The sequence below is a fragment of the Meiothermus hypogaeus genome, assembly GCF_003574035.1.
Taxonomy (GTDB): domain Bacteria; phylum Deinococcota; class Deinococci; order Deinococcales; family Thermaceae; genus Meiothermus; species Meiothermus hypogaeus.
In genome coordinates, this window is the sequence record NZ_QWKY01000016.1 from 1 (window position 1) to 21,252 (window position 21,252).

Consider the following 21,252-nt stretch of genomic DNA (forward strand, 5'->3'; position numbering starts at 1 on the left):
CAGCAGGTTATGTCCCCACACCGGAGCTTTATCACTGCTGGAGTACACCCGATCCACGCCCTCGATCCAACATCCTTGATGGGCTACGGGAACCAAGTCCACCCCCAGGTACATCCCCTTGGGGGCTACTTCCAACCGTCGCTCTCGACTGGACTGGTGGGGTTTGGCTTCTTGTCGTAGCAGGCGACAGCTATAGCTGGGGCTATACCCTATCGTTCCACTGGCTGCTATCGCACTGGGGGTTTTATGGGCTGATTGCAGCAAGCCCAACACATAGCCTTGTTCCCATTGTTGCAAACGCGATAAACTACACTGTACGTCTTCAAACATCGTACAGAAGTACCGTGCTGACCGGATCCTTTGCAAGGACTCTCGGCACGGTTCTTCTTTATGACGACCTTTTCAGGGGCGGGTCAATCTCTTGGTCTAAGTCAGTCAGCGTATACTGACGATAAGGAGGAAGTGTATGCCACTAGGCCCTACTGAACTCATTATCATCCTGTTGATTGTGGTCTTGCTGTTTGGTGCCCGCAAACTACCGGAGCTGGCTCGAGGACTCGGCCAGTCGGCCAAGGAGTTTCGCAAAGGCCTGAGCGAGGACGAAAAGAAGCCGGAGGAGAGCAAGCCCGAGCAAAAGCAATCCTAGCTCGGCATCAGGTGCAAAAAGCGCGGCTCGAGGGCGACCTCGAGCTGTTGACCTTCGGCCAGACCAAGCTGGGCCTGCTTGTATCGGGGCAGCAAAAAGTCCAGCACTGCCCCACCTACCTCCAGTTGACCGCGCAGCCGCAAGCCCTGCCAGCTAAGCCGGCGCACCCTGCCCTGCACACGATTCTGCGGCCCATCCAGGGTGAATACCTCCTCCGAGCGCAGGCCCAGCCAGACCTTCTGTCCGAGCATCGACCAGTCGGGCCGGGCCACTTGAAACACCCCCAAAGGCGACTCTACCCAGGCCCAGTCCCCTTCCAGGCCCCGCACCCTACCCTCGAACAGGTTGCGAAAACCCACCAGCCGGGCCACCTCGAGGGTGGCCGGACGGGTAAACACTTCATCGGCAGGGCCTTGCTGAACGAGTCCCCGGCGGGTCAGCACGGCGACCTGGTGGGCCCGCTGGGCCAACCACTGGTCGTGCGAGGCCACCAGGGTGGGTATCTGGAGGGATTTGAGGCGTTCGAGGACCCCTCCAAAAACCTCCTCCCGGGTAGCCATATCCAGCGCGCTGGTCGGTTCGTCCAGCAGCAAAATTTGGGGCTCGCGGGCCAGGGCGCGGGCCAGCGCAACCCGCTGCTGCTGCCCACCGGACATCTGGCGCGGGAAGCGCTCGGCCAACTCGGCTATACCCATCTGCTCGAGGTACGCCAGGGCCTTTTGCTTGCGCTGAGCGGCCGGTAGATGGGCCAGCGGAAAGGCTACATTCTGCCAGGCCCGCAAGTGAGGAAATAAGGCGAAGTGCTGGGGCAGGTAGCCCACCGGACGCTCTTCGGCCCGCAACCCGGCAAAAGGTTGCCCGGTTGCCGGAATCAAACCGGCCAGCGCCTTCAGCAGGCTGGTCTTGCCCACCCCGCTCTCCCCCAGCAAGACCGTAAAGCCCTGCACATGCAGGTTGAGCTTGAGCTTCACCGGGTGCTCGAGGGCATACGCGATCTCCACACGTCCTCCAGGGTTCGCACCAGGTACACAAGGGCAAAGCTGGCCAACAGCAAAATAGCCGAGGCCTCTGCCGCCCGCCCGAACTGAAGGGCCTGCACCTGGTCGTAGATGTAGATGCTGACCATCTGGGTTTTGCCGGGAATGCTGCCCCCCACCATCAGCACCACCCCAAACTCGCCCAGGGTGTGAGCAAAAGCCAAAATTGAGCCCGAAAGTATACCCGGCCAGGTAATGGGCAGAATCACCTCGAGCCAGACCCGCCGCCAGCCCGCCCCCAGGGTGCGGGCGGTCTGAATCAAGTCCAAATCCAGGCTGCGAAAGGCCTCCCGGTAGCCGTTGAGGGCAAAAGGCAGGCTAAAGAGCACCGACCCCACCACCAGCCCCTCGAAGCGAAAAGCCCAGGTGAAGCCAAAGGTCTGGGCGATGGGGCCGTTTTGCCCCAGTAACAAGAGCAAGTAAAAACCCAGCACAGTAGGCGGCAGGGTCAGGGGCAGGAGCACAATGGATTCCAGCACCCGCTTGCCCCAGAAGCGTTTGTGGGCCAGCACCCAGCCCAGTGGCACCCCCAGCAAAAGCAAAATTGCCGTGGTGACCAGGCTGACCTCCAGGGTCAGGCGCATGGTTCTCCAGAAAACCGGGTCGTCCATTACTCCAGTTTCTCTCCTGGTAACAAAAACCCATACTTGCGCAACACCCGGTGGGCTTCAGGGGTGGCTATATAGTCGTAGAAGCGCCGTACCGCCGGGCGATCCTGGCCCCGCATGATCACGTAGGTCTGGTTGAGCCGGAGGTGGCTGCTCAGGGGGGCCAGCCAGAATACCCCGGCCCGCTCCATGGCCTCGCTTCTGGCAATGGAAAGGGCAATCAGGCCGATATTGGTGCTGGTTAGGGCCAGTTGCGCCGTCTGGGAGATGTTCTCGCCGTACACGAACTCAAAACTGGGCTTACCCCGCCGTAGCGGTCCAGTGTCGTAATAAGCAGGAATACCCGCGGTCATCTCCTCCCACTTGACCGACTGGGTCTGACGCAGCAGACCAAAGCGCTCCAGGAGGGTCACTCCGGCGCGTCCATAGGGTGCATGAACAGGGTTTGCGACGGCGACCCTGGTAATTCTCTGATCAAGCAAGATACGCGGCCCCAGCTTGCGCGGATCAAGCCCTTGCTGTACCAAGCTGTTCGAGGCCCATATCACCATACGGCCCACGGCATAAAGTTTCACAGTGCCCGGCTCGGCCCGGCCGGCCTGTTCCAGCAGCGTGGGGAAGACCTCATCGGCAGAAAAATAGATATCTGCGGGCAAGCCCTGCATGAGCTGGGTATATAACTTTCCCGTAGAACCGAAGTTGATCTCAACCCTGGTTCCAGGGTTCTGGCGCTCAAAATCCCGGGCAATCTCGGCCAGCGCGTATTGCAAATCTGCTGCGGCAACCACCCGAATCGTGTTAGTCTGGGCTAGGCCCACCCCAATTAGCAGCAAACACAGACTTAGGAATCGAAGCATGAACGGCCTCCCTCCATTAGTTACAGTGTAACTATATGGGAAAGGGCCTATTTGGCCAAGGGCACACTGCGGCCCAGAAGCTGCTCAATGAAGCGCAGGCTGGCCTTGGCCATCTCCAAGCGCCAAAGAACCGAGACCAGGTGTATGCCCTCGGCTTCCAGGGGTTGCTTTTGCAAGCTTTCGAGAATCTCCACAAAAACACGCTTTTGAGCCTCGAGCAGCGGCATCGGGTCGTATCCCAGACGCATCAAAAAGGCTATTTTGAGCCGCAGGTCGGAGCGGCCATATCGCAGCCGTGTCACCGGGGTCTGCAGCCAGCGCAGCACCGACGCCTGACCAGTAGCGGTGGCGACAAAAAGCGTTCGGGGCGGCCCGGCATCGCCCTCTTCCTGTCGCACCGCCTCAATCAGACCTCGAGCCTCCAGGTGCTCTAGCGCCCGATACACCTGGGTGCGCTGGATGCGCCAGATTTCCCCCAGTTCGCCCTCTGGGGCAAAGAGCGAGGCAATGCGAAACCCATGCGAAGGCTGATTCAGCAAAGCCGCCAAAACCGCCCAGTCGGTGGTCGAAAGCTTCGGGTTTGCTTCGCTCTTCACACCCACAGCCTAACAAAACGAGAGCACCCTCGGGTGCCCTCGAAAAAAATCCCAGCCCGATTACTTTAGTCCCAGCGCCTTACGGGCTGCGTTGACCTGAGCTGCCGTCAGGGTCTTGGCCCTTTGCGCTTTTACCTCTGCCGCCGTGAAGGGCCGTTGGCCTGCGGGGAATTTGTTGCCCCACTGGGTCGAGATGTGGTTCAGCAGGGCGGCAAGGTCGGCATCGCTGAGCTGGCGATAACCGGGCATAACCCCGTTGTATTTTGCCCCTTTGACCGTAATCTCACCGCTCATGCCCCACAGCAGCAACTGGACAAGCCAGGTTCGCCCCCCCTTGGCCGCCAAAATTTCGGGAACGTGTCCGGCCAGCGGGGGAAACACCCCAGGAATCCCCATACCGGTGGGCTGGTGACACCCCTGGCATTGCTGGTACAGGGTAGGCCCACTTTGCGCAAAGGCAGCAGAGAATATCAAACACCAACGCAAGAAGATGCTTCATTTAGACTCCTCCACAAGAGATTCCAGGCTAACACCCTACGGGACGTTTATACGCGCACGATTGTTGCCGACTTGCTGGGGGGTTGGACGGCTACCGCTTACACTGCGAGCGTTGGCGACCTCTGCTGGCGTAATGGGCCGGTGGTCGCGCGGCAGTAGCTTGTCGTTACCCCAGGCGTTGAGGATGTAATTAAGCACAGTTGCAATCTGCTCATCGGTAAGCTGTCCAAAAGCTGGCATGACCCCGTTGTAGGTATTGCCCTTGACCCGAACGGGGCCTTGCATGCCAAAAAGCAGGGTGTTGATCAGGTGAGCCCGGCCCTCAGGGGTTTTGATCAGCTCGGTGGTGTGTCCTGCCAGAGGCGGAAAGGCGCCCACCCTTCCCTGCCCATTCTCTCCATGGCAGAACGCGCAGTTCTGCTGGTAAAGCTGGGGCCCGGTTTGGGCCAGGGCCAGGCTGAAGAGGGTCAGAAACCCCAGGAGCATTCTCACGCCTCGAGTATAGCCCCACCCTTTCTGACAAAAGTAAGACCTTGCCGGACAAACGCTTTGGTTAACGGATCCTAAACATCCGTCGGGTTTAAGACCAGTAGTGCTGCATACCCTACCAAGCTTTTGTGGGCGCCCGGCTGTTGGGAAAGCACCGTCCTTACGAAGAGGGCCTTATCGCGACTTAACTTCTGACCACACCTTGTTGAACAGCTCGGCCTGGTCTCCGAGGTCGGCAAGCAGCTCGAGGCGGGCTCTTTTCTCCTCGCTGGGGTAGATGATGGGATTGTCTTTTTCTTCGATTTGATCCATGGCGGCCGCTACCGGTGTAGCGTAGCCAATCGAGTTAGAGATTTGCGCAGCAATCTCGGGTTCAAGCAAGAAATTGATGAATTTATAGGCCATCTCGTGGTTGGGGCTTTTTTTCAGAATCACCAGGTTGTCGGTCCAAAGGGTAGCCCCTTCCAGCGGAATAACGTATTTGAGCTTGGGGTTCTCGGGCTGGGCCGCCAGGATGTCGCCCGAGTAAGCGGGCCCCACTGCAATGTCTCCGGCAATCAGGCGGTCGCGGATGCTGGTGCCTCCGGCAAAGCCCTGGGAGCGGCGCTTGGCCTCGAGCAAAAGCGCCTGCACCTCCGCTAGTTTTGCCGGGTCGGTGGTGTTAACCGACTCGCCCTTGTATTTGAGGGCCGCCCCCATCATCTCGCGCATCTCGTCCAACAGCAAGAACCGCCCCACCTGACGGGCCGGGTCGAACAGCACCGCCCAGCTTTCTACAGGCCCACTGACCAGGTCTTCGCGGTAGGCCAGCCCGGTAGTTCCCCACTGGTAGACCACACTATGCTTGGCCCCGGGATCAAAGGCCGGATCGGTGAACTGGGGATCGAGGTTCTTCAGGTTGGGGATTTTGCCCTTGTCGAGCTCCTGCAAACTCCCGGCTCGAGCCAGCATCCCCACGGTATAGTCGGCAGTAATCAGCACATCGTATTCGGCGTCACCACCAGCTTGTAGCTTGGAAAGCATGGCCTCGGGGGAGTCGTAGGTATCCTCCACCACCTTGATGCCCTCGCGCTTTTCGAAGGCCTCGAGCACCTCCTTGGGCATGTAATCCGACCAGTTCAAAAGTCGTAGCTCTTTTTTCTGCTGGCCGCAACCCGCAATCAAGAGCCCCAATAAAGCCACTAGCAAAAATCTATTCACACTCAACCTCCCTTTACAGCTAGGCCCGCTTCCTCCAGAACAGTGTCCCCAACAACAGCACCAGGATTGTAATCCCCACCATCAAGGTAGAGAGAGCGTGAATCTCGGGGCTGACCCCCAGCTTGACCGAAGAGTAGATGTAAAGCGGCAGCGTGGTCGAGCCTGGGCCCGCGGTAAAAAAGGTAACCACAAAATCGTCCAGAGACAGGCTAAAAGCCAGCAGGGCCCCCGAAACCACCCCCGGCATGATGAGCGGCAACGTGACCTCGCGGAAGGTGAGCCAGGGGGTCGCCCCCAGGTCTTTGGCGGCCTCTTCTAAGCTAGGGTCCAGCAGCATCAGACGGGCCCGCACCACCAGGGTCACGTAGGCAATCTGGAAGCTGATGTGGGCCAGAATGATAGTAAAAAGCGACAGCCGGGGCCAACCGATGGCATCGCGCACCACATCAAACAGCAACAACAGCGAGATACCCATCACCACATCCGGCACCACCACCGGCACATAAAGCAAGTAGCGCAAAGCGTTTTGCCAGCGGAATCGATGCCGCACCAGCCCCACCGCTAAAAGGGTGCCCAAAACAGTGGACACCACGGTAGAAACCACCGCCACAATCAGGGTATTGGTAAGGTACTCTAAAATCCGCTCGTTGCTAAAAAGCCGGACATACCAGTCAAAGGTGAAGCCGGTGAAGCGCACCCCAAAACGGCTCTGGTTGAAAGATAGCGCCACAATCACCGCAATCGGCAGATACAAGAAGGCAAACACCAGCCAGGCGTGGATGGAGAGCAGGCGTTTCATACCAGCTTGTCCAGTCCTTTCTCGCCCTGGGTACGGGCGTAAAGCCAGAGGCCGAGCAGCACCATGGCCATGAGCACCATGCTGGCGGCGCTACCAAAGGCCCAGTTTTGCGCCGAGCCAAACTGTAGCTGGATCAGGTTGCCGATGAGTGTAACCTTGCCCCCGCCCAGCAAATCGGCAATCACGAAGGTGCCCACCGCCGGGATGAACACTAACAAAAAGCCCTCAAACAAGCCCGGCACCGTCTGGGGGAAGATGGCCTCCCAGAAGGCCCGGATGGGCCGGGCGCCGAGGTCGTAGGCGGCCTCGAGCTGGCTCCAGTCAATCCGCTCAACGGCAGCATATAGCGGCAGGACAAAAAAAGGCAGGTAGGTATAGACCGTAGCCACGTACACCGCCAGGGTAGAGGGCAGCAGTTCGGCGGGCGGGAGGCCAAAGGCGGTAATGAGGCCATTGAGCAAGCCTTCTTTCTGAAAGATCACAATCCAGGCATACACCCGAATCAGAAAGTTGGTGAAAAAGGGAATCACCACCAGCAGGAGCAAAACCTCTTTGTGGCGGCTCTGAGCAATGTAAAAGGCCAGCGGGTAGCCCAAAAGCATGATGAAGACCGTAGACCACAGGCCAATCCAAAGGCTACGACCGATAATCTCAAGGAAAAGCGGGTCGGAGAAAAAGCGCAGGTAGTTGTGCAGGCCAAAAGGTGGCACCAGCTGACCCAGGCTGCCCCGGCTCATCAATGAGGCCACCAGCATAATCAGGGTAGGAATCAGAACGAACAGCCCCAGCCACAACGCACCGGGCCCTACGGTTATGAGCATCTGGCGCAAGCGCTCCCAGGGGGTTGCGGCCTCACGCATAGGGGTTGCTCCCTTCCACCCCACCCTCAATCACCACCAGTTTTTCCGGGGTGAGGGCCACCCAGACCTCCTCGTCGTAGGTGAACTCCTCATGGCCGGGCTCCTGGATATCCTGGTTGAGGGTCTCGCACATCAGGCGCTGGCCGTCGGCCAGCAGCACGTACTGGTTCTCCGAACCGGTGTAGATGATGTCGTCTATCCTGGCCCGGAAGACATTGGGCAGATTGGGTTTATCGCGAAACAGGCGGATTTTCTCAGGGCGAATGGAGAGCAGTACCTCCTGGCCAGGGGTAAGGGCGTCTTCTTCATCGAGAACAAACTCGCCCAGGGCCGTCCTGACCTTGCGGGGCTCCAGGGCCTGGGCCGGAATCAGGTTGGAGTCGCCGATAAACTTGGCTACGAAAGCCGTTTTTGGTAGCTCGTATATTTCCTCGGTGGGGCCCAGTTGTTCGATGCGGCCCTTGTTCATTACGGCAATACGATCCGACATCACCAGGGCCTCTTCCTGGTCGTGGGTGACAAAAATAAAGGTGATACCCAACCTTTCTTGCAGGTTCATCAGGTCTACCCGCAGTTCCTGGCGCAGCTTGAGGTCGAGGGCCGAGAGCGGCTCGTCGAGCAACAACACTTCCGGCTCGTTGACCAGGGCCCTCGCCAGGGCGATGCGCTGGCGTTGCCCGCCGGACATCTGGTCGGTGCGGCGTTTTTCGTAGCCCGGCAGGTTGATGAGCTCGAGGGCCCACTGCACCCGCCGGGCAATTTCGTCGCGGGGCATTTTTTTCATTCGAAGCCCAAATGCGATGTTTTGTTCAACAGTCATGTGGGGGAAAAGCGCGTAGTTCTGAAATACCGTGTTGACCGGGCGCAGGTAGGGCGGTACTTCGGTCATGTCCTTGCCGCCAATGATGACCCGGCCCTCATCCGGGGTATCGAAGCCCGCAATCATACGCAGCAGGGTGGTCTTGCCACAGCCCGAGGGCCCCAGCAGGCTAAAAAACTCACCATCCCGAATATCGAGGCTTACATTGTCCACAGCTTTTTGATCGCCAAAGCGCTTGGTGATGCCCTCGAGGCGCACAGCCAAATTCTGGCCCAGCTTTCGCTCGCGTCTGCCGCGAAATAGGGTGGGTTCCACAGGGCAGAGTGTACGCTCTGGCAAAGGTTATTAGCAAGCTCAGACTCTGGCAAAAGAGTTGGCCATCATCTGGGATAAACCAGTGAACTCGAGTTCTATCGCAAAGCGAAGCACTGGAGCCAACCGGATGCCCAAGGCTTCAGGCCAGTCTGGTCTTGGGTTAGAACAAAGCCTAATGCGACCCTATTGGATGACCACCGGCCAGTACCCCTTGACGAAGAGACCAGAACTGGCTACTATTCTTTTTGCCCTGAGCCGGGATGGCGGAATTGGTAGACGCACATGATTCAGGGTCATGCGCCCGCAAGGGTGTGCAGGTTCAAGTCCTGTTCCCGGCACCAAGCAACCCCTCTTTCTGGAGGGGTTTTTTTGCTGGGGTCTTCCTGCTCATACAAGGCGACCCACCCCACTTTTCTCTCTCATCAAAGGGTGCTAGACTCATATTGGCTAAGTTCTCCCGAGATTCAAAGGGGGGTGGGTGCAAACCCACCCTTCTTTCTTGGGAAGGAGGTGATCGAGTGGAGCCAGATAATCCTCAGACAGAAGGGACTGCTGCCGAAAGCAGCCGTGTGCTCCAGTGGGATCAACTGGCCGAAAGCGTCTTGTCGCCACTCGGCTACGACGTACTCGAGGCCAGCCTCAAGGGCGGCAAGAGCCGGGTGCTGCTGGTACGCATCGAGCGTAAGGACGAGGTACCCGTCTCGGTCTCGGATCTGGAACGGGCCAACCGTGCCCTGGGGGCCCGGCTGGATCAGCTCGAGGCCCTGTTACCTGAGCATTACCTGCTCCAGGTCGAGTCGCCCGGCGCCGACCGCCCGCTCTATACCGCCCGTCACTTTGAGCGCTTTGTGGGGCTAAAAGTCAGGGTGCGTAGCCCAGAAGGCAACTTTACCGGGCGGGTGGGGCCGGTCAGGGGCGATGCGGTGGAGTTCTTGCTCGAGAAAGATGAGACTCGCACCCTCAAGCTGGGCACCTTCAAGGCCCATCTGGCAGAGTGGCCGGACAAACCAAGGTGAGCCATTTGGCTCACAGCCTTATCGCTATAAGCCCTAAAACACAAAAAGGAGGCAAAATCCGTGAACAAAGAATTTGTAGACGCCCTTTCCCAGGTAGCCCACGAGCGCGGGGTTACTGCCGAAGAGTTGATCTCTAACTTCGAGGAGGCCCTGCGGCTGGCCTATCTGCGGCAGAAGGGTTTTCGCCAGAAAGAAGTGGAAGAAGAAGGCAAAGGCCCCATTGTGGAGGTACACCTGGACACCCAGGAGGGTAACCTCGAGGTGCTGGAAATCAAGCGAGTGGTGGAAACCGTCGAGGATCCCGATAAGGAAATCGACCTGGCTACCGCACAAAAATACGACCCCGAAGTGGCCGTGGGCGAGGAGATGGAGTTCCCGGTAGACCCGGAGGAATTCAGCCGCATTGCGGTGCAGATTGCCAAACAGGTGCTCACCCAGCGCCTCAAGGAAGCCGAGCGCACCCGCGTTCACAACGAATACAAAGATAAAGAAGGCGAGGTGGTGACCGGCAGCGTGGCCCGGGTGGACAACCGGGGCAACGTGTATGTGGAGCTCGGACGAGGCGAAGCCCTGATGCCCCCAAAAGAGCAAATTCCCACCGAGCGCTATCACCCCGGTCAGCGGGTGAAGGTCTATTTGAAGCAGGTGCAGCGCTCAGCCAAGGGCCCCAGCCTGGTGGTCTCCCGCGCCAATGAAGAGCTCCTGCGCTATTTGCTGCGCCAGGAAGTGCCCGAGATTGCCGAGGGCATCGTGGAGGTCAAGGCTGTGGCCCGCGAACCCGGCAGCCGCTCCAAGGTGGCAGTGATGAGCCACAACCCCAACGTAGATCCCATCGGAGCCTGCATCGGGCACAAAGGCCAGCGCATTCAGGCGGTGTCGGCTGAGCTGGGCCGTGAGCGGGTGGACATTATCCAGTGGAGCCCAAACCCCAAGGAGTTCATTCGCAATGCGCTCTCGCCCGCTACCGTAGGTGAAATCCTGATCGAGCCTGCTACCACTGAGGATGGTAAAAACCGTGCCACCGTGGTAGTGGCCAAGGACCAACACTCACTGGCCATTGGCAAGGCCGGTCAAAACGTGCGCCTGGCTTCTAAGCTAACTGGCTACGAGATTGATTTTGAGGAAGCCGAGGAGATCACCGACCTCGACGCCGCCATCCTCAAGGCTGCCGAAAAGGAAGAGGGTGTAAAGGTCTCGCAAGACGCCAAGAGCCGCTTCGAGAGCCTTTTCAAGGAAGGTGAGTAGTCATGTCGCACGGCTCAGGTCAGTCGAAGATTGCTTTGGCCCAGGACCTGAGCTTCGTGCTCCGCAACGGAGGCAGGATGCCAACGGCTAAACACATCCCTATGCGTCAGTGCATTGCTTGCCGTGAGCGCAGGCCCAAGCACGAATTGTTGCGGATTGTGCTTACGGAGGCAGGCCCCGTCCTCGACCCAACCGGACGCAAGCCCGGACGCGGTGCTTATGTGTGCCCCGACAAACCCGAGTGCTGGGTCGAGAAAAAGTTGCGTCGCTTTGCTGGGGCCAAGGCCCAGGAACTTTCGCAGGCTTTACAAACCGTTCTTGGAAGGGTCGAAAGTCAGGCGCCTCAGGTCGGTAAACCTTCGACCTGAGACATGCGACCTGCGACATATACATAGGAGGTCAGCATGGCAAAAATCAGAATCTATCAGCTCGCTAAAGAGCTTGGCATGACCAACGACGAGCTGCTGAAAATCCTCGACGATATGGGGGTGGCCTATAAGTCCCATGCCAGCACCCTCGAGGACACCACCGCCGAGGCCATCAAGGAACTTATCGGCGAGCAAAAAGTAGCCGAAGCTAAGCGAAAAGCCGAGGAAGCCCGCAAGTCCATTCCCCACCGCCCTCCGGTGGTGGTGATTATGGGGCACGTTGACCACGGCAAGACCAGCTTGCTGGACTACCTGCGCAAAAGCCGCATTGCCGAGAAGGAGGCCGGGGGCATCACCCAGCATGTGGGGGCTTTTGAAGTTAAAACCCCCGGCGGCACGGTGGTCTTTATCGATACCCCTGGTCACGAAGCCTTCACCACCATCCGCCAGCGGGGGGCCAAGGTCGCGGATATAGCGGTTATCGTCATTGCGGCCACCGAAGGGGTCATGCCCCAGACCAGGGAAGCCATCGCCCACGCCAGGGCCTCCGGGGCCAAGGTTATCTTTGCTGCGAATAAGATGGACTTGCCAGGAGCCGACATAAATAAGGTTCACCAGGACCTTATGCAACTCGGCATGGTACCGGTGGCTTACGGGGGGGACGTGGAAGTGCTGCCCATATCGGCCAAGACGGGCCAGGGGATTCCAGATCTGCTCGAGACCATCCTGCTGACAGCCGAGCTCGAAGACCTGCGGGCCGACCCCAAAGCCGAGGCCCAGGGGGTTATCCTGGAAGCGCGGGTAGACAAGCAAGCGGGGGTTTTGGTGAGCCTCTTGGTACAGCAAGGCACCCTGAAGATTGGCGATTTTGTGGTAGCCGGTGAACACTGGGGCAAAATCAGGGCCATGTCCGATGCCGAGGGCGCCCGGCGCAGCGAGGCCGGGCCGGGCAGCGCCGTACAGGTGTTAGGTTTTTCGGATTTGCCGGTGGCTGGCGACACTTTCACCTGGGTGCCCGATCAGGTCGCGGCCAAGGAAATCACGGAGGAACGCATCCTTGAGCGCAAGGCCAGCCAGGAGGTTGCTGAGCTGGGCCGGGCCCGCAATTTAGCTGACTTAATGCGCTCCATGCACGAAGCCGAGCAGAAAGAAATCAACCTGATCCTGCGTACCGACACCCAGGGTTCTCTAGAAGCCATTCAAAACATCCTGGCCAAGGAGTCCACCGAAGAAGTCAAGATTCACGTGCTGCTGGCCGGGGTCGGAGCCCCCAGCGAATCGGATGTGCTGCTGGCCTCTACCGCCAATGGGGCCATCCTCTCCTTCAACGTCAACCCCAGCGGCTCGGTCAAGAAAATGGCCGAACAAAAGGGGGTGCCGCTGCAAACCTTCCGCATCATCTATGAGCTGATTGACGAGATTCGCAAGATGGTCAAGGGGCAGCGCGAACCGGTATTCAAGGAAGAAATCCTAGGCACCGCCGAGGTGCGGGCCATCTTTAAGCTCTCGAGGGGTACCATCGCGGGCTGCATGGTCACCTCGGGCAAGATCACCCGCAACGCCGATATACGGGTGTTGCGCAAGGGCAAGGAAATCTGGAAAGGCAAGATTGAGGGCCTAAAGCGCGTCAAGGACGACGTGCGCGAAGTGGCTCAGGGTTTCGAGTGTGGGATCTTGCTGGAAGGCTTCACCGAGTTCCAGGAGGGCGATATCCTCGAGGCCACCCAGCAGGTCGAGGTGGCCACGGACTAGAACGCTATGCAGACTGTTCTGTTGTCATACCAGATTTGCTTGATTCGTTACCGTTCGGTAACGAATCAACAGGGCCGAAGTTATCCGCGTAGCGGAGGGCGATACCGCCCCTTGGAAAGGGAGACGCTTTCTTCGCCGACCGTCAGTGAAGGGCCATCGGCCCCCGGCTAGCGCCGGTACTCAAGGGAGGGGTGTGCTCTAGGATTCAAAAAGACAACCTATGGGGGTTTTAGTTTTGTAAACTGTCTTTTTGAATCCGGTAATAGAGGGTGTGACCAATAGGGTATTCGCCGTTTCCCCTGTTAGTTGTCTGCGGCCCATACCCTCGAGCCCCCTTCAGCAACGGTGGTGTCCATGGGAAACGTCGCGCGGTGGGTTTTCAATCTGTTGTTCACCCTGATTCCGGTGATCCTGCTGGTAGTGTTCTTCGTGAGCCTGTCTACGTTTTTTCGCGACCTGAACGAATACCGCGCCAAGCAGGCCCAGGCCGAGCTGGCCCGCCTTGAAGCTGTTCAGTTGCGGGCTGTGGGGAATGTGAATACCCAAACCCTGGAACAAGCCCGTCGCATCTTAACGCAGCGGCTGCAACACATTGGGGTGCGGGGCTTTCGGATCGAGGTACAGAACAGCACCATAACCGTGCGCTTACCAAAGCTCGAGGCGGCGGAGCGCAACCGGGTCAATGCTTTACTTACGCAACGGGGAAATCTGGCCCTTCAGCTGGTCAAAACAAGCGCCAATAACCGTTCCGTCGCTCAAATCCGGCCCACCGATCTGGAGGCACCCGCCCTTACCAACCGTGACCTGGAGAGGGTACAAGCGGGCCAGGGGGAGTCGGGCCGTCCGGCCCTGACCCTGCGTCTGAATCGGGAGGGAGCAGCCAGGTTCGCCCGCCTTACCTCAGCGAATGTGGGCCGCCGGGTGGCCATCGTGGTCGATGGACGTATCCTGATTGCCCCCACCATTCGGGGCCCCATCACCGGCGGCGCCGTGTCCATCCAGGGCTTCACAGCTCAAGAGACGGAGCGCCTCAGCGACCTGTTGCAAACAGCCCCCCTGCCGGTGCGACTTGAAGTGGTCAAACCCTAAGCTGCGTTATAAAGTAATCTAGCTGTATTTATGAAGCACTGGCAACGCTGGACGGCCCTCGCTACCCTGGCCTTGCTGGCCCTGGGGCCAGGGCTCTTCTGGTCGCCCAGCAAGGTCAAGGCTGGAAGTGGCCTAAGTCAGGGCTGGACTGCCGTTCCCCTGCCCCAACCACTGCTCGAGGCTAAAACCAAACTCAACCCTTTGGGTGCCAGCCTGATGGCCGTAGCCCCTGGGCCAACCACCCGCAACTGCCCTATCCCGGTCTATTCTCAGATTCCTTCATATTCAAATCCGACCTCCCATGGGCGGCTGTACCTGGTGTACGCCCGTCTACAAACCGACGGTGGCTAGCACCCGAGCCCTCTCTTAGCTATGCATAAACCCCCTGGCTAAATGCGAAAGGCCAGAACGCTACAAAGCCGATGGTCTGCAGACAAGCCATGCGCAACATCTTCAAGTTGACGCCCAGGACATGAGCTCTTAACCCTCGAGGTCGCTCAAACCTCGACCCCAGCTGAGGAACCAACATGACCAATCGTTTGTGGAAAGCCGTTTTTCTGATAGGGCTGCTCATTGCGGCCATTGTGGGGCTTTTTCGCCCCTGGGAAGCCCGCAACCCGCAAAACCCTTTGCTACCGCGCGACGGCCTGATTCGCCTGGGCCTCGACCTGCAAGGGGGCCTGCGCATCACGCTCAAGGTAGTCAACCCCAACCCCGACCCGTCTGTTGCTAAAACCGAACTCGACGTAGCCCGCACCGTCATCGAGAATCGTGTCAATGCCATTGGGGTTGCAGAACCCCTGGTACAGGTGCAGGGCAACGACCGCATTATCGTTGAGTTGCCGGGTCTGAAGCAGGATCAGCAAGAGCGGGCCCTGGGCCTGATTGGCCAGACCGCCAGGCTCGAGTTCCGCATCGTTAACCAGGGGGCTACCGGCACCACGGTCGCCCAAATTAACGAGCAACTACGCAGCTCAGGCCTGAGTGGGGCCGCCCTGGCGGCGCGTCGAGCCGAGCTCGAGAAAAACCTGTACAAGCTCGAGGATCTGGGCCCTCCCCTCCTCACCGGCACCGACCTGCGCACCGCCAATGCCTCGTTCGACCAGTTTGGCCGACCCCAGGTAGATATGGAGTTCACCCCTGAGGGGGCCAAAAAGTTTGAGGAGGCCACCCGGGCCAACGTGGGCCGCCAGCTGGCTGTAGTGCTGGACGACAAGGTCTACACTGCCCCCAACATCCGCCAGGCCATCGCGGGTGGGCGAGCCGTCATCGAAGGGCTTTCGGGCGTGCAGGAAGCCTCCGACATCGCCCTGGTGCTGCGCTCGGGTTCGCTGCCGGTCAAGCTGGAAGTGGCCGAGACCCGCGCCATTGGCCCCACCCTGGGCCAGGATGCCATCAATGCCGGTATTCAGGCTGGGATTATCGGCACGGTTTTGCTTTTTGCCCTGATTTTCGCCTACTACGGCTTCTGGATGGGGCTGGTCGCCGCACTGGGCCTGATCTATACTTCCATCCTGCTGCTGGCCTCTATCTCCTTGCTGGGCGCAACGCTGACCCTGCCGGGCATTGCCGGCCTGATTCTGACTCTGGGTGCGGCGGTAGACGGCAACGTGCTTTCCTTTGAGCGCATCAAGGAAGAGCTCAAGATGGGCAAGAAGTTCCGCCAGGCCATTCCGGGTGGCTTCTCCCATTCCATCATCACCATTCTGGACGTCAACATGTGCCATCTGCTGGCCGCAGCCGCGCTCTACCAGTACAGCACCGGCCCGGTGCGGGGCTTTGCTGTGATGCTGGCGCTGGGGGTGGTAACTTCGGTCTTCTCCAACCTGATTTTTAGCCGCTGGCTCCTGGAAACCATTGGCGACCGGCGGGAAGTGAAGCCCCCCTACTGGCTGTGGGGCACCAAAATCAACTTCCTGGGCATCTCGCGCTACGTGACCGCCGCTTCGCTGTCCCTGGCGCTGGTTGCTGCTGGTGTTGTTTTCGTAAAGGGCTTCAACTTTGGCATCGACTTCACCGGCGGCACTGCTTTTACCATCCGGGTGCCCGAGAGTATCCGGGCCGACCAGATTCGCAGTTTCCTGGACAATACCGGTATCACCGAGGTGCGTGGGGCCGAGTCGGTCATCACCTCGCTTTCCAGCGTGAGTGGTAACGAGTACTCGGTACGCGTGCGGCAGGTGAGCGAGGAGCAACGCATCGAGCTGGAGAAGAAGTTCCAGGAAGGCTTACAGGCCACCATTCTGCAGTCCGAAACAGTAGGCCCGGCCATTGGGGCCGAGCTGCGGCGAAATACCATTTTTGCTGTGCTGGTGGGACTGGCGCTTATTTTGATTTATGTGGCCTTCCGCTTCGACTGGGTATTTGGGGTAGCCAGCGTGATTGCGGTGGGCCACGATGTGGCAATTGTGGCCGGGATGTACAGCTTGCTGGGATTGGAGTTTTCGATTCCGACAGTAGCCGTCTTGCTCACCATCGTGGGCTTCTCTATCAACGACTCGGTCATCATCTCGGATCGCATCCGGGAAAACCTCAAACTCATGCGGGGTCGCACCTACTACGAAATCGTGAATACCTCCATCAACCAGACGCTTTCCCGCACCCTCATGACCTCGCTCTCGACCATGCTGCCCATCCTGGCCTTGCTGTTCCTGGGAGGGCCGGTGCTGCGCGACTTCTCTCTGGCTATCTTTGTGGGCTTTATCGTAGGAACCTACTCCTCCATCTATGTGGTCTCGGCGCTGGTGGTCTGGTACAAAACCCGCGAACAACAGCGCAAAACCGCTACCAAAGCCCGCTCGGCCTGACACATTCCATCGCGTCTTGACCTTCCCTGGAATAGGGAAGGTTTTTTGATTTCATAAAGACCACACACCTCATACCGGATTCAAAAAGACAGTTTACAAATCCAAAAACACCAGAGGCTGTCTTTTTGAATCCTAGAGCACACCATTCCAAGGGGCGGTATCGCCCTCCGCTACGCGGATAACTTCGGCCCTGTTGATTCGTACCGAATGGTAACGAATCAAGCGAATCTGGTATCGCCTATTCGGCGCACGGCGTTCGCCATAGAGCGCTCTTCACATAGCATGAGCCTCCCGAGAATATAGAATCCTCTATCCGAGACAGAACAGCGGCAACGTCTGTGAAGGGCGCGATATGTATCCAGCATGGCCAAACCGCTGGGTGCAAGCACTTCTGTGGGGCAAATTGCCCTCTCGAGCTACGCTACCCTGGTGACATGAACCCATCTTTACAAGGGTATTTTCAAGCAGCCAAAGCCGTTTGGGAGGGGTTGCCCCCTGTCACCCGCTTTGGCGCACTAGACCAGCACACCTTAAAAACCTACCTACCGCAGTTGCAGCGCTGGGAAGATCCGATTATTAACGGCTTTTACGACACCCTGTTCAGCCATCCGGCTACCCGGTCGGTGTTCCGTGAGGGTGAGCGTGCGATGCGCGAACAGGTTTTGCGCCACTGGTACCGGCGCACCATTACAGGGCCCTTCAACCTCGAGTACTTCGCCTGGCAGATCCTGGTCGGCCAGGTGCACCAGACCCGCGGCATCTCCAAAGGCCAGGTAATGGTGATGTGGGGCTGGCTCACCGAGCAAATCTGGCAATTATCCCACATTAGCTTGCCTATAGACGAAGCCGACCAGCTCACAATGGCCTGGATGCGCCTGGCCAACTCCATCAAGGCTATGGCAGCCGACGAGCGCCTGGAAGCCTACTTACAAAGCCTAGAGCAGCAATCTGGGGCCAACCCCCGCATCCTGCAATCGGCGGCGGTGAGCTGGCTCGAGGAGCAGAGTAAAGGCTCTAACCGTAGCTAGAACGGCTACTCTTCTTCGAAATATATTTCTATCGCCGCCTCCCACCAATACTCGTTAATGCGCCCAGAACAACGAAATCTGCTGAGGGCTATGCCTGTCTCATCGGTAAGCACCCTTGGTCGTGGTCTATGCCGATATGGGCTATCCCGGCCATGCTTGGCTGCACTGCGCATTCGTGAGAAACGCTCTACTCCCACTCAATAGTGGCCGGGGGCTTGCTGGTGATGTCGTAGACCACCCGCCCAATTTCCGGCACCTGGCGGGTAATTTTGCGGGCCACTTCGTCCAGAAAATCCAGCGGCAAGCGGGCCCAGTCGGCGGTCATAAAGTCCACCGTGCTCACCGCCCGCAAGCCCAGCACATAGCCGTAGCTGCGCTCATCACCGATCACCCCCACACTCTGTATGGGCGTCAGGATGGCGGCCGCCTGTGAAACCTGGTCGTAGAGGTTCCAGTCGCGCAAACTCGAGATAAAAATATCGTCGGCACGGCGCAAAATGTCCAGCTTGTGGGGGGTAACCTCTCCCAGAATGCGAATCGAGAGTCCCGGCCCCGGAAAGGGATGGCGCATGCGGATGGGCTCGGGCAGGCCCAGCAGGAGGGCCAGTTCGCGCACCTCATCTTTGAACAGGTAGCGGAAGGGCTCGAGCAGCTCAAACTGCAAATCCTCGGGCAAGCCCCCCACGTTGTGGTGGCTCTTGATGTTGGCGCTGCCCTCACCACTGCCGGCCGACTCGATGACATCCGGGTAAAGCGTCCCCTGGGCCAGCCACCTATAGCCCTGGCTGGATAGCTGTCGGGCCTCGCGCTCGAAAACCCGAATAAACTCCCGGCCCACAATCTTGCGCTTCTGTTCGGGGTCGGTCACCCCTTGCAAAGCAGCCAGAAACTGCCCGGAGGCATCTACTACTCGTAGGGCCTGACCCAGAGGGCTCAAGGCTTGCTCGACCTCGAGGCGCTCGCCCAGGCGCAGCAGACCATGATCCACGAACACCGCAGTAAGCCGGTCGCCAATGGCCTGGGCCAGCAAGAGGGCCAGCGTCGAGGAGTCCACGCCCCCCGAGACCGCTAGCATCACCTTCTCGTCACCCACCCGGGCGCGGATGTCGGCGACCAGGCTTTCCAGGGTGTGCTGCGGCGTCCAGTCGCGGGTGACCCCGGCGAGCTTGAGGAAATTCTCCAGTACCTGCATACCCTTGGGGCTATGCACCACTTCGGGGTGAAACTGTACCCCAAAGGTGCGCCCATCCGGCGCGGCGATGGCCGCCACGGGGTTCTCCTCGGTTCTGGCAATCACACTCCAGCCCAGAGGCAACTCGGTGACGGCGTCGGAGTGGGACATCCACATCTGCAATTCGCCTTCCAGACCTGCAAAAAGTGGGCCGCTGTGAAAGACCAGGCTGGCCTTGCCGTACTCGCGCCGCCCGGCCCGCTCTACCCGACCTCCGTAGTGCTGGGCCAGGTACTGCATGCCGTAGCAGATGCCCAGGGTAGGCCAGCCCTGCTCGAGCACCCCCGGCGCAGGCCGCGGACTGGAGGGGTCGAACACCGAGGCCGGCCCCCCCGACAGGATGATGGCCTGGGGGTTTTCGGCCCGAATACGCTCCAGGCTGGCGGTTCCCGGCAAAATCACCGAATAAGCCCTGAGCTCCCGGATTCGGCGGGCAATCAGACGGGTGTACTGCGAACCATAGTCGAGAATAACCACGCTCATGCCAGCAGCATAAGGCTCGAGGCCATAAGCTCCAAGCCGAAGGATGCCAGCATCAACAGTGCTTTTGCTGCGCCCTGACCCAGACGGCTTTTTTATCTAAGGCTGATGGTTACACCGCCCGGGTTGGGCACCTCGATTAGTGATTCTACCGGGGCCCGGCCCTGCACGCGAACCCGAATGCGATAGATTCCGGGTTGATCAAACTCTACCTTTCCGGGTAGCTGGGCGACCTCGACGTTGAGGGGCATTTTAGAGCCTTCGGGTATTTCCAAAATAACCACACTTGCACTTGGGCCCGGCGGCTGCAGCCGAAACTCGACCGGATAGACTGCAGTTTGCCCCGTTGAAGGTGCCCTCGAGCGCAACCACAATCCAATCCCCCCCGCCAGCAACATAAGCGGAATAATTAGCAGCCAGAGGATCAGTGTGCGGCGGCTGGCAGGCGGCGGCTCGAGCACCTCGAAGGGCGGCTCGAGGCGATCCTCAATGCGAATACGGCGCGGTGGGGTGGTAGTCGGTAAGGGTACAGTCGGTTCGGTCACCTGTACCTTCAAGCTCTTGCTGGCCACAGGCTTGGCGGGGATAGGTTCTGGAGCTGGTTCGGTGGGTATCGGCAACGCAGGCGTGGCGACCGACACCGGGGGCAACACAAGGGCAGCGGCCTCAAGTTGCTCGATTAGGGCCGCATAGTCGAGCTGCCCCGTTACGTAGTTTTCCAGGGCTTCCCTCCAGGGCAGGGCCGGATAGCTATCGCCCGCAATTACCCGCACGGTGTTGAGCAAGCCCGCAAAATCCCACTTCTGCTCAGGGTTGGCTACCCCTACCCCACCCAGCCATACCCGGCTGCCCCTGGCCCAGACCAGCTCCGGGATGATGTATCCAACAGGAATATCGTTCTCCTGGGCCTGCTTTAGCACACCCAGCAGTTGCTTGACCCATTGCACCAGCCGGGCTACCTCTACCCGCCCCGCCAGCCAGGAGGTCTGCACCGCGCCCACGGGAATCTCCGCAATCCAGGCATCCTCCTCCCGGTCTATCCAGGAAAGGGTGTGGGGGATGGATAGTTTGGGTGGTTCCTCGAGCAGGGGCTTGAAGGCCAATACCTCGATGCCGGTTCGAATATCTTGTCCCTCATAGACCTCTGTGGCACCTCCCCCAGGCAGCGCAATACGTCCCCGTAACAAGTAGTGCCCCAGGCTTTCCATAACCTGTAGTATAGAGTACCAATCATCTGTTTTTGTGGCTAATCCAAAGCAACCATGCGCGTCCAGCGCAGTGATATTAGCCGCATGTTAAAAACCATAGCGGCCCCATAAGAATACCTCTGCTGCTAGGCAAGCCTCAAAAAAGGGTTGAGGCTAAAGACCCTGGGCTAAATGCCAGTGATCATCGTTAGAGCTACTTCAGATGCGGTACAAAATAACATCTCGTTGACACCCCATTTTTATAAATCCTATAATCAAGCAGGTATAACGACCTTTATCCCCAGAAGGGTTTTGTGTTGAAAG

The 21,252-nt window shown here is 59.0% G+C and carries 22 protein-coding genes and 1 tRNA gene; 10 read left to right on the top strand and 13 right to left on the bottom strand.

Features of this window, described 5'->3' with window-relative positions:
* Nucleotides 1-330, bottom strand: a 330-nt coding sequence (locus Mhypo_RS18320; protein WP_206074894.1) for a hypothetical protein, incomplete at its 3' end; no start/stop codon positions are given.
* Nucleotides 331-466: 136 nt separating this feature from the next.
* Here Mhypo_RS18320 and Mhypo_RS05860 point away from each other — a divergent pair.
* Nucleotides 467-646: a twin-arginine translocase TatA/TatE family subunit gene (locus tag Mhypo_RS05860; RefSeq protein WP_119340377.1), complete on the top strand. Its 180-nt coding sequence runs from the start codon at nucleotides 467-469 to the stop codon at nucleotides 644-646.
* On the opposite strand, the gene Mhypo_RS05865 is transcribed toward Mhypo_RS05860, so the two are convergent.
* The 10 genes from Mhypo_RS05865 to Mhypo_RS05910 form a co-directional block, all read right to left on the bottom strand.
* Entirely contained in the window at nucleotides 643-1,647 is a 1,005-nt protein-coding gene (locus tag Mhypo_RS05865; protein WP_119340378.1) for an ABC transporter ATP-binding protein, read from the bottom strand. The two genes, Mhypo_RS05860 and Mhypo_RS05865, sit on opposite strands and share 4 nt — an antisense overlap.
* The gene (modB, locus tag Mhypo_RS05870) at nucleotides 1,614-2,294 is read right to left on the bottom strand and encodes a molybdate ABC transporter permease subunit (RefSeq protein WP_119340379.1); all 681 of its coding nucleotides are present in this window, start codon (nucleotides 2,292-2,294) and stop codon (nucleotides 1,614-1,616) included. Before modB ends, Mhypo_RS05865 begins: the two co-directional genes overlap by 34 nt.
* On the bottom strand, nucleotides 2,294-3,148 hold the full coding sequence (gene modA, locus Mhypo_RS05875; RefSeq protein ID WP_119340380.1) for a molybdate ABC transporter substrate-binding protein: 855 nt from the start codon (nucleotides 3,146-3,148) through the stop codon (nucleotides 2,294-2,296). The genes modB and modA overlap by 1 nt, the downstream gene beginning before the upstream one ends.
* Before the next feature lie 47 nt (nucleotides 3,149-3,195).
* Nucleotides 3,196-3,744, bottom strand: coding sequence for a PadR family transcriptional regulator (locus Mhypo_RS05880; protein ID WP_240637135.1), 549 nt, complete (start codon nucleotides 3,742-3,744; stop codon nucleotides 3,196-3,198).
* A 60-nt stretch (nucleotides 3,745-3,804) separates the two neighbouring features.
* The gene (locus Mhypo_RS05885) at nucleotides 3,805-4,236 is read right to left on the bottom strand and encodes a c-type cytochrome (protein ID WP_119340381.1); all 432 of its coding nucleotides are present in this window, start codon (nucleotides 4,234-4,236) and stop codon (nucleotides 3,805-3,807) included.
* A gap of 42 nt (nucleotides 4,237-4,278) precedes the next feature.
* Entirely contained in the window at nucleotides 4,279-4,728 is a 450-nt protein-coding gene (locus Mhypo_RS05890) for a c-type cytochrome (RefSeq protein WP_170148227.1), read from the bottom strand.
* A 177-nt stretch (nucleotides 4,729-4,905) separates the two neighbouring features.
* Entirely contained in the window at nucleotides 4,906-5,931 is a 1,026-nt protein-coding gene (locus tag Mhypo_RS05895; RefSeq protein ID WP_119340383.1) for a polyamine ABC transporter substrate-binding protein, read from the bottom strand.
* A gap of 19 nt (nucleotides 5,932-5,950) precedes the next feature.
* Nucleotides 5,951-6,730 carry an ABC transporter permease gene (locus tag Mhypo_RS05900; protein WP_119340384.1) on the bottom strand — a complete coding sequence of 260 codons (780 nt, stop codon included), beginning with the start codon at nucleotides 6,728-6,730 and terminating at the stop codon, nucleotides 5,951-5,953.
* Nucleotides 6,727-7,590 carry an ABC transporter permease gene (locus Mhypo_RS05905; protein WP_119340385.1) on the bottom strand — a complete coding sequence of 288 codons (864 nt, stop codon included), beginning with the start codon at nucleotides 7,588-7,590 and terminating at the stop codon, nucleotides 6,727-6,729. The genes Mhypo_RS05900 and Mhypo_RS05905 overlap by 4 nt, the downstream gene beginning before the upstream one ends.
* Complete coding sequence (locus Mhypo_RS05910; RefSeq protein WP_119340386.1) at nucleotides 7,583-8,725, bottom strand: ABC transporter ATP-binding protein; 1,143 nt, start codon at nucleotides 8,723-8,725, stop codon at nucleotides 7,583-7,585. The genes Mhypo_RS05905 and Mhypo_RS05910 overlap by 8 nt, the downstream gene beginning before the upstream one ends.
* 254 nt (nucleotides 8,726-8,979) lie before the next feature.
* Between Mhypo_RS05910 and Mhypo_RS05915 the strand changes: the two genes are divergently transcribed.
* The 9 genes from Mhypo_RS05915 (at nucleotide 8,980) to Mhypo_RS05955 (ending at nucleotide 18,030) form a co-directional block, all read left to right on the top strand.
* Nucleotides 8,980-9,066, top strand: a tRNA-Leu gene (locus Mhypo_RS05915).
* 177 nt (nucleotides 9,067-9,243) lie between these two features.
* On the top strand, nucleotides 9,244-9,741 hold the full coding sequence (gene rimP, locus Mhypo_RS05920; protein ID WP_170148223.1) for a ribosome maturation factor RimP: 498 nt from the start codon (nucleotides 9,244-9,246) through the stop codon (nucleotides 9,739-9,741).
* A gap of 60 nt (nucleotides 9,742-9,801) precedes the next feature.
* Complete coding sequence (gene nusA / locus Mhypo_RS05925) at nucleotides 9,802-10,986, top strand: transcription termination factor NusA (RefSeq protein ID WP_119340388.1); 1,185 nt, start codon at nucleotides 9,802-9,804, stop codon at nucleotides 10,984-10,986.
* A 77-nt stretch (nucleotides 10,987-11,063) separates the two neighbouring features.
* Entirely contained in the window at nucleotides 11,064-11,354 is a 291-nt protein-coding gene (locus Mhypo_RS05930) for a YlxR family protein (RefSeq protein WP_119340431.1), read from the top strand.
* A 36-nt stretch (nucleotides 11,355-11,390) separates the two neighbouring features.
* Complete coding sequence (gene infB, locus Mhypo_RS05935; RefSeq protein WP_119340389.1) at nucleotides 11,391-13,106, top strand: translation initiation factor IF-2; 1,716 nt, start codon at nucleotides 11,391-11,393, stop codon at nucleotides 13,104-13,106.
* Between the two features lie 354 nt (nucleotides 13,107-13,460).
* A complete protein-coding gene (locus Mhypo_RS05940; protein WP_119340390.1) occupies nucleotides 13,461-14,195 on the top strand; it encodes a SecDF P1 head subdomain-containing protein in 735 nt (244 codons plus the stop codon).
* Nucleotides 14,196-14,225: 30 nt separating this feature from the next.
* Nucleotides 14,226-14,546 (top strand): hypothetical protein, encoded by a 321-nt coding sequence (locus Mhypo_RS05945; protein WP_119340391.1) that lies wholly within the window; start codon nucleotides 14,226-14,228, stop codon nucleotides 14,544-14,546.
* Nucleotides 14,547-14,722: 176 nt separating this feature from the next.
* A complete protein-coding gene (gene secD / locus Mhypo_RS05950; protein WP_119340392.1) occupies nucleotides 14,723-17,002 on the top strand; it encodes a protein translocase subunit SecD in 2,280 nt (759 codons plus the stop codon).
* 434 nt (nucleotides 17,003-17,436) lie between these two features.
* Complete coding sequence (locus Mhypo_RS05955; RefSeq protein ID WP_119340393.1) at nucleotides 17,437-18,030, top strand: protoglobin domain-containing protein; 594 nt, start codon at nucleotides 17,437-17,439, stop codon at nucleotides 18,028-18,030.
* Between the two features lie 187 nt (nucleotides 18,031-18,217).
* Here Mhypo_RS05955 and guaA read toward each other — a convergent pair whose 3' ends face one another.
* Together guaA and Mhypo_RS05965 are read right to left on the bottom strand one after the other, a co-directional pair.
* Nucleotides 18,218-19,744 carry a glutamine-hydrolyzing GMP synthase gene (gene guaA, locus Mhypo_RS05960; protein ID WP_119340394.1) on the bottom strand — a complete coding sequence of 509 codons (1,527 nt, stop codon included), beginning with the start codon at nucleotides 19,742-19,744 and terminating at the stop codon, nucleotides 18,218-18,220.
* Nucleotides 19,745-19,836: 92 nt separating this feature from the next.
* Nucleotides 19,837-20,949: a hypothetical protein gene (locus Mhypo_RS05965; RefSeq protein ID WP_119340395.1), complete on the bottom strand. Its 1,113-nt coding sequence runs from the start codon at nucleotides 20,947-20,949 to the stop codon at nucleotides 19,837-19,839.
* Nucleotides 20,950-21,252 lie beyond the last annotated feature (303 nt).

Bases quoted from the DNA above. Each gene is read 5' to 3' on its own strand.
- Mhypo_RS05860 (WP_119340377.1), top strand. From the start codon at position 467: ATGCCACTAGGCCCTACTGAACTCATTATCATCCTGTTGATTGTGGTC.
- Mhypo_RS05965 (WP_119340395.1), bottom strand. From the start codon at position 20,949: ATGGAAAGCCTGGGGCACTACTTGTTACGGGGACGTATTGCGCTGCCT.
- secD (WP_119340392.1), top strand. From the start codon at position 14,723: ATGACCAATCGTTTGTGGAAAGCCGTTTTTCTGATAGGGCTGCTCATT.
- Mhypo_RS05900 (WP_119340384.1), bottom strand. From the start codon at position 6,730: ATGAAACGCCTGCTCTCCATCCACGCCTGGCTGGTGTTTGCCTTCTTG.
- Mhypo_RS05905 (WP_119340385.1), bottom strand. From the start codon at position 7,590: ATGCGTGAGGCCGCAACCCCCTGGGAGCGCTTGCGCCAGATGCTCATA.
- Mhypo_RS05945 (WP_119340391.1), top strand. From the start codon at position 14,226: ATGAAGCACTGGCAACGCTGGACGGCCCTCGCTACCCTGGCCTTGCTG.
- Mhypo_RS05890 (WP_170148227.1), bottom strand. From the start codon at position 4,728: ATGCTCCTGGGGTTTCTGACCCTCTTCAGCCTGGCCCTGGCCCAAACC.
- modB (WP_119340379.1), bottom strand. From the start codon at position 2,294: ATGGACGACCCGGTTTTCTGGAGAACCATGCGCCTGACCCTGGAGGTC.
- infB (WP_119340389.1), top strand. From the start codon at position 11,391: ATGGCAAAAATCAGAATCTATCAGCTCGCTAAAGAGCTTGGCATGACC.
- Mhypo_RS05955 (WP_119340393.1), top strand. From the start codon at position 17,437: ATGAACCCATCTTTACAAGGGTATTTTCAAGCAGCCAAAGCCGTTTGG.
- Mhypo_RS05940 (WP_119340390.1), top strand. From the start codon at position 13,461: ATGGGAAACGTCGCGCGGTGGGTTTTCAATCTGTTGTTCACCCTGATT.
- guaA (WP_119340394.1), bottom strand. From the start codon at position 19,744: ATGAGCGTGGTTATTCTCGACTATGGTTCGCAGTACACCCGTCTGATT.
- Mhypo_RS05930 (WP_119340431.1), top strand. From the start codon at position 11,064: ATGCCAACGGCTAAACACATCCCTATGCGTCAGTGCATTGCTTGCCGT.
- modA (WP_119340380.1), bottom strand. From the start codon at position 3,148: ATGCTTCGATTCCTAAGTCTGTGTTTGCTGCTAATTGGGGTGGGCCTA.